This window comes from Bradyrhizobium sp. DN3 (genome assembly GCF_041357655.1).
Classification (GTDB): domain Bacteria; phylum Pseudomonadota; class Alphaproteobacteria; order Rhizobiales; family Xanthobacteraceae; genus Bradyrhizobium.
Map to the genome: position 1 here is coordinate 40,166 of NZ_JAULLN010000042.1, position 6,308 is coordinate 46,473.

Annotated in this window: 5 protein-coding genes and 1 pseudogene; all 6 read left to right on the top strand. The window is 66.0% G+C overall.

Features of this window, described 5'->3' with window-relative positions:
• Nucleotides 1–24 precede the first annotated feature (24 nt).
• Entirely contained in the window at nucleotides 25–2,163 is a 2,139-nt protein-coding gene (locus AAE027_RS36450) for a hybrid sensor histidine kinase/response regulator (RefSeq protein WP_370990651.1), read from the top strand.
• Nucleotides 2,164–2,214: 51 nt separating this feature from the next.
• Entirely contained in the window at nucleotides 2,215–4,176 is a 1,962-nt protein-coding gene (locus AAE027_RS36455) for an ABC transporter ATP-binding protein/permease (protein ID WP_370990652.1), read from the top strand.
• 157 nt (nucleotides 4,177–4,333) lie between these two features.
• Entirely contained in the window at nucleotides 4,334–5,155 is an 822-nt protein-coding gene (locus AAE027_RS36460; protein ID WP_370990653.1) for an FkbM family methyltransferase, read from the top strand.
• 24 nt (nucleotides 5,156–5,179) lie between these two features.
• Nucleotides 5,180–5,566, top strand: coding sequence for a VOC family protein (locus tag AAE027_RS36465; RefSeq protein WP_370990654.1), 387 nt, complete (start codon nucleotides 5,180–5,182; stop codon nucleotides 5,564–5,566).
• 85 nt (nucleotides 5,567–5,651) lie between these two features.
• Nucleotides 5,652–5,894: a hypothetical protein gene (locus tag AAE027_RS36470; protein ID WP_370990655.1), complete on the top strand. Its 243-nt coding sequence runs from the start codon at nucleotides 5,652–5,654 to the stop codon at nucleotides 5,892–5,894.
• 187 nt (nucleotides 5,895–6,081) lie between these two features.
• Nucleotides 6,082–6,308, top strand: a pseudogene (locus AAE027_RS36475) (OmpA family protein); the annotation flags it as partial.

The following is a 6,308-nucleotide window of genomic DNA, read 5'->3' on the forward strand; positions in this document are numbered from 1 at the left end:
CTCGCGCCAGGGACCGGAGCGACTGTGCAGAGGGCGCAACGCAACTCGCTGAGGCTGTTGCAGTGGATGATGGCGGCATCCCTGGCGCTGCCGATTGCGCTGTTCGCGATCGCCGCCACGATCTCCTACACATCGACGAAAGACATTGCCGACCGCGAGATCGCGCGCACCCTCGACGTCGCGCATGAGCACGCGCTGAAGGTATTCGAGACCATCGACCGCAGCCTTGCCGAGCTCAACGAGGTCGTGCGCAGCCTTTCCGACGATACCATCCGCGCGCGCGAGCCGGCTTTGCACCGTCGCCTGAAGCGGCTGACCGATTCGCTGCCGCAGCTCAAATCGGCCTGGATCTTCGGTGCGGACGGAAAAGCGCTGGTCAACAGCCTCGCTTCGCCGCCGCCGGCGCTGAGCTTTACGGACCGCGATTACTTCTATGCCCACATCGACCAGAGCATCGGCACGTTCATCGGCATGCCTCTGACACCACGTCCACCCTACCAGGGCGCACGCTTCTTCGGGATGAGCCGCCGCCGCGATTCCGACGACGGCAACTTCATCGGCGTGCTCCAGGCCTCCGTCCTGCCGGAATATTTCGAGAGCTTCTATGCCAGGATCGGCTCCGATCCCGGCAGCTTCTTCGCGATGGGGCGCGCCGACGGCACCGTGCTCGCGCATTTCCCGCGGCTCGACCACGACCTGCGGCTCGATCCGGGCGGCCCAGTCGGCCAGCAGATTGCCGCCCAGCCCGAGCGTGGCCTGATGACCGTCGCCTGGCCATCGGACGGGATCGAGCGGCGCATCGGCTACCGGCGCATCGCCGAATATCCGATCTATGTCAGCGCCGGGCTCGAAACCTCGGCGATCCGGGCGCGCTGGTTCGCCACCATGGGCCAGCATCTGGTGTTCGGCATTCCCGCCACCGCGCTGCTGTTCCTGCTCCTCGCCTTCGCCTTCCGCCGCACCCAGCATCTTCAGGCCGAGGCCGCAGCGCGGCGCGAAGCCGAGGACGCGCTCAAGCACAGCCAGCGCCTCGAGGCGCTCGGGCAGCTCACCGGCGGCGTCGCGCACGACTTCAACAATCTGCTGACGGTGATCCGCGCCTCGGTCGACCTGCTGAATCGCCCGCACCTGACGGAGGAGCGGCGGCAGCGCTACATCATGGCCATCGCGGACGCAGTCGCACGCGCCGCCAAGCTGACCTCGCAGCTGCTCGCCTTTGCGCGGCGCCAGACCCTGAAGCCAGAGGTGTTCGACGTCGGCCAGCGCATGCAGTCGCTGCACGACATGCTGGCAACGCTGCTCGGGCCCGCCATCGAGATCGTCACACGGCTGCCGGCCGAGCCCTGTCTCGTCAATGCCGATGCCGGCCAGTTCGAGACCGCACTGATCAACATGGCGACCAACGCGCGCGATGCCATGCAGGGCAAGGGCAGGATCATCTTCGAGGTCGAGGCCGCGACGGCCATTCCGGACACGCCGGCTCCTGTCTCCGGCAACCATGGCTTCGTCCGCGTCACCGTCAGCGACACCGGGATCGGCATTCCTGCGGCGCGACTCGGGCGCATCTTCGAGCCGTTCTTCACCACCAAGCAAGTCGGCCACGGCACCGGTCTCGGTCTGTCCCAGGTGTTCGGCTTCGCTCGGCAATCCGGCGGCGAGGTGACGGTCACGAGCGAGGTGGGGCAAGGCAGCACCTTCTCGCTCTATCTACCGCGCGTGCCGCCGGACCTGCGGTCGCAGCGGCTGGCGCCGAACACGGCGCCGGCGGTGGCCGGCAGTGGCATGTCGGTGCTGGTGGTCGAGGACAACATCGAGCTCGCCAATTTTGCCGCCGACGGCCTCACCGAGATCGGCTACAGCATCACGCTGGTCGACAATGCGACCGATGCACTTGCCGAGCTCATCGTGGACGCCAATCGTTTCGACGTCGTGTTCTCGGACGTGGTGATGCCCGGGATGACCGGGCTCGATCTGGCGCAGGCGGTCCGCGACCGCGGCATCGGCGTGCCTGTCGTGCTGACCACGGGCTACAGCCAGGCCCTGTCGCAGGATGGCGCTGCCGGCTTCGATCTCGTGCAGAAGCCCTATTCGATCGAAGAGCTGTCGCGCGTTCTGCACCGGGCCGCACGGCTGCGGCGTGTGCGGGATGGCGCCGCCGAATGATTCGGCTGGGAACCGAAGGGAACCGGTTGATTTCCTTCGCGTTGTCCGCCCATGCACAAGCCCGCCGTGAAGCGCGAACAGGGCGAGAAGCCGCCCATTGTCGAGATCAAAGGCGAGAACGGCGATGAAGTGGCCCCGCCGCCGCCTCCCGAGCTGCTCGAACCCGACCCCGAACTATCACCCGAGGAAGCCGAACAGGTCCGCAAAGATTATCTGCTGACGCGCTTCTGGATCAGCGCGCGCGGCTTCTGGGGCCGTAACGGCGATCGTCTCGCCTGGCCGTTCTCGATCGGCCTCGGCGTGCTGATCATCCTGACCGTCGGCTTCCAGTACGGCATCAACGTCTGGAATCGCGCCATCTTCGACGCCATCGAGCAGCGCGATGCGACGAGTGTCTTCCATCTCAGCGCAATGTTCTTCCCGCTCGCGATCGGCAGCATCGTGCTCGGCGTCGCCCAGGTGTTCGCGCGCATGAGCATTCAGCGGCGCTGGCGCGCTTGGCTCACGGCAAGCGTGCTGACACGCTGGCTCGCCAACGGCCGCTATTATCAGCTCAACCTCGTCGGCGGCGACCACAATAATCCCGAATACCGCATCGCCGAGGACTTACGCATTGCGACCGACTCGCCGGTCGATTTCCTCGCCGGCGTGACGTCGGCGCTGTTATCGGCCGTGACCTTCATCATCGTGCTCTGGACCATCGGCGGCGCGCTCACCGTCACGCTCGGCGGCTCAAGCATCACCATTCCCGGATTCCTGGTGATCGCCGCGATCCTCTACGCCGCGATCGCGTCCAGCTCGATCGTGGTGATCGGCCGCCGCTTCGTGCAGATCTCCGAAGACAAGAACCAGGCCGAAGCCGATTTCCGCTACACGCTGACGCGCGTGCGCGAGCACGGCGAGAGCATCGCGCTGCTCGGCGGCGAAGAGGAGGAACGCGATGGCATCGACCGCAATTTCACCAGCGTGCTTCGGCAATGGGCGCGCCTGGCCGGACAACACATGCGCACGACGCTTGTCTCGCAGGGCTCCAGCCTCGTTGCGCCCGTGGTCCCTCTCCTGCTCTGTGCGCCAAAATTCCTCGACGGCAGCATGACGCTGGGTCAGGTGATGCAGGCGGCCTCCGCCTTCACCATCGTGCAGAGCGCGTTCGGCTGGCTGGTCGACAATTATCCGCGGCTTGCCGACTGGAACGCCTGCGCGCGCCGCATCGCCTCGTTGATGATGTCGCTCGACGGCCTCGAGCGCGCCGAGCAGGGCGATGGCCTTGGCCGCATCCAGCGCGGCGAGACCGGCAATGACGCCATGCTGGAGTTGAAAGACCTTTCCGTCACGCTCGACGACGGCACCGCGGTGGTCGGCGAGACCGAAGTGGTGATCGAACCGGGCGAGCGGCTTCTGGTCGCGGGCGAATCCGGCACCGGCAAGAGCACGCTGGTGCGCGCCATCGCCGGCCTCTGGCCGTGGGGCGGCGGCAGCGTCAATTTCCATCCCGACCGGCGGCTGTTCATGCTGCCGCAGCGGCCCTACGTGCCCTCGGGATCGCTGCGCCGCGCGGTCGCCTATCCCGGCGCCGCCGACGACTGGACGATCGAGGAGATCGGCCAGGTCCTGCGCAAGGTCGGTCTCGCTCACCTCAAGGAGAAGATCGAGGAGGAGGCGCCGTGGGACCAGACCCTATCAGGCGGCGAGAAGCAGCGCCTCGCCTTTGCGCGGCTGTTGCTGCACAGCCCCGACATCGTCGTGCTCGACGAGGCCACATCCGCGCTCGACGAGAAGAGCCAGGACAAGATGATGAAGATGGTCACCGACGAGCTGCCGAAGGCGACCATCGTCAGCGTCGCGCATCGCGCCGAGCTCGAGGCCTTCCACAGCCGCAAGATCGTGCTGGAGCGCCGCAAGAGCGGCGCCAAGCTCGTCAGCGACGTCGACCTGATCCCGCGCAAAGGCAAGCGCAAGCTGCTCGGCCGCATCCTGCGCCAGCGCATGGCCTCGCCGAAGAAGGCGGCGTGAGGGCCGTAGCCCGGATGGAGCGCAGCGCAATCCGGGACAGGTCCCCCAGACGCGAGAATCCTGGATTACGCTACGCTCCATCCAGGCTACAACCCGCCGTTGGAGTCCTCATCAAAACCGGCTATGCATGCGCCGCCTGCAACGAGGACCTTCTGGCTTGACCGACAACGCCCCTTCGTCCGCGCCGTTCGGCGCGTTTGCGCCGAATGCGGCGCAGGCCGCGCTCATTCGCCTCGCCCAACAGTCTGGGCTGAAGCGCGGCGCCTTCCGGCCCTGGATGTCGCGACTGGTCAACCTGCTGCGCGGCGGTCCGGTCGACGTGCAGTATCAGGGCGCCTCGTTCCGATTCTATCACCAGGGCAGTGCGACCGAGCGCGGCGCACTGTTCAATCCCGACTACAATCTCGACGAGCTCGATTTCCTGCGTCAGCACACCCCGGCGGGCGGCACGTTCGTCGACGTCGGCGCCAATGTCGGCACGTTTGCGCTGGTGATGGCGCGGCAGGTCGGCACCAAAGGCAAGGTCGTTGCGATCGAACCGCATCCGACGACATTTGCGCGACTCGCGTTCAATCACGCCGCATCGAAAGCGACGCAGGTGCGCCTGGTGCAGGCCGCGGCAGGCGACAGCGACGGCGAGTTGATGATCGAAAGCGGCGGCGGCAATCTCGGTGCTACCCACGTCGTCACCGGCGCCGTGAGCGCCGAGGCCATCAAGGTCCCGTCACTGCGGCTGACGCGCATTCTCGACGAGGCCGGCGTTACGCAAGTCGATTCGCTCAAGATCGACGTCGAGGGCTTTGAGGACCGCGTGCTGATCGGCTTCTTCCGCGACGCGCCGAAATCACTGTGGCCGCGCGCGGTCGTCATCGAGCACCTGTCACAAAACGAATGGCAGCAGGATTGTATTGCCGACATGGTCGCGCGCGGCTTTGCCATCGCGCGCAAGACGCGGAGCAATACGTTCCTGTCGCGCTGACAGGGACGAACAGCGGAGGTTGCGATGATTGATCACATGGGTTTCTCCGTCTCCGACTATGAGCGCGCCAAGGCGTTCTACGCCAAGGCGCTGGCGCCGCTCGGCTACGGCCTGATCATGGAAGTGACGGCAGAGCAGACCGGGCACGCCGCGGCCGCAGGCTTTGGCGCCGACGGCAAGCCCGATTTCTGGATCGGCGGCGAAGGCGCGATGAATAAGCCGGTGCACGTCGCCATTCACGCCAAGGACCGTGCCACGGTGGACGCGTTCTACAAGGCGGCAATCGCGGCGGGCGGACGCGACAACGGCCCGCCCGGCATCCGCCCGCATTATCATGCGAACTATTACGGAGCGTTCGTGCTCGACCCCGACGGGCACAACATCGAGGCCGTCTGTCACGCACCGGAATAAGCCGCGTTCCACACCACGCGAAAAGGGAACATCGGCACGGCATCATCGTTATTGTCCTCTGGACAATTGACTCACGAAGATGCCGATGCCAATCGAGCCGCCCGAGATTCCGCCGACAACACCGGGGACTCCGACCGAGCCGCCTCCTGGAATTCCGCCGGGCAATCCGCAACCCGACATCACGCCGCCGATGCACGAGCCTGGCGAAACACCGCGACCGGATGAATTGCCGCCGCACGTTCCTGAAGAGATTCCACGACGCGGACCGAACGGACCGCTCACACCCAATCCTGCGACGGACGTACCTTCGCCGCGGGACCCCACATGAGGCGAGCGATCACATGTGGGGCGATTGCAACCTGCGTCTGAATGCGCAATGAACGTCACCATAGTGAGGTGATTTGCGTGCAGAAATAAATTGGGCCGCGACTGCTTGGCCCGCCACATTCCGGCCTAACGCGTAGCTGTTCATCCCAACACTTCGTCAAAGAACCTTCCCGGGGAAGTTCACCACCATGACCAACCTTCGTTTCGTGCTGCTTGCAACGACGGCTCTGACCGCGATGCAATTCGCAAGCTCCGCATCGCATGCGCAAGGTGCGCCGCCGCTCGTCGTCGCACAGGCCCAGCCACAAGAGACGGGCCCTGACGGAAAACCGAAGCAGCCGCCGAAGGGACCGCCTGCGGCCGCGCCGCCCGCGCGCCCGGCCACACCGCCGCCTGCGGCTGCACCGCCCCATCC

Coding starts and splice junctions, on each gene's coding strand:
- AAE027_RS36455 (WP_370990652.1), top strand. CDS start 2,215: ATGCACAAGCCCGCCGTGAAGCGCGAACAGGGCGAGAAGCCGCCCATT.
- AAE027_RS36465 (WP_370990654.1), top strand. CDS start 5,180: ATGATTGATCACATGGGTTTCTCCGTCTCCGACTATGAGCGCGCCAAG.
- AAE027_RS36470 (WP_370990655.1), top strand. CDS start 5,652: ATGCCAATCGAGCCGCCCGAGATTCCGCCGACAACACCGGGGACTCCG.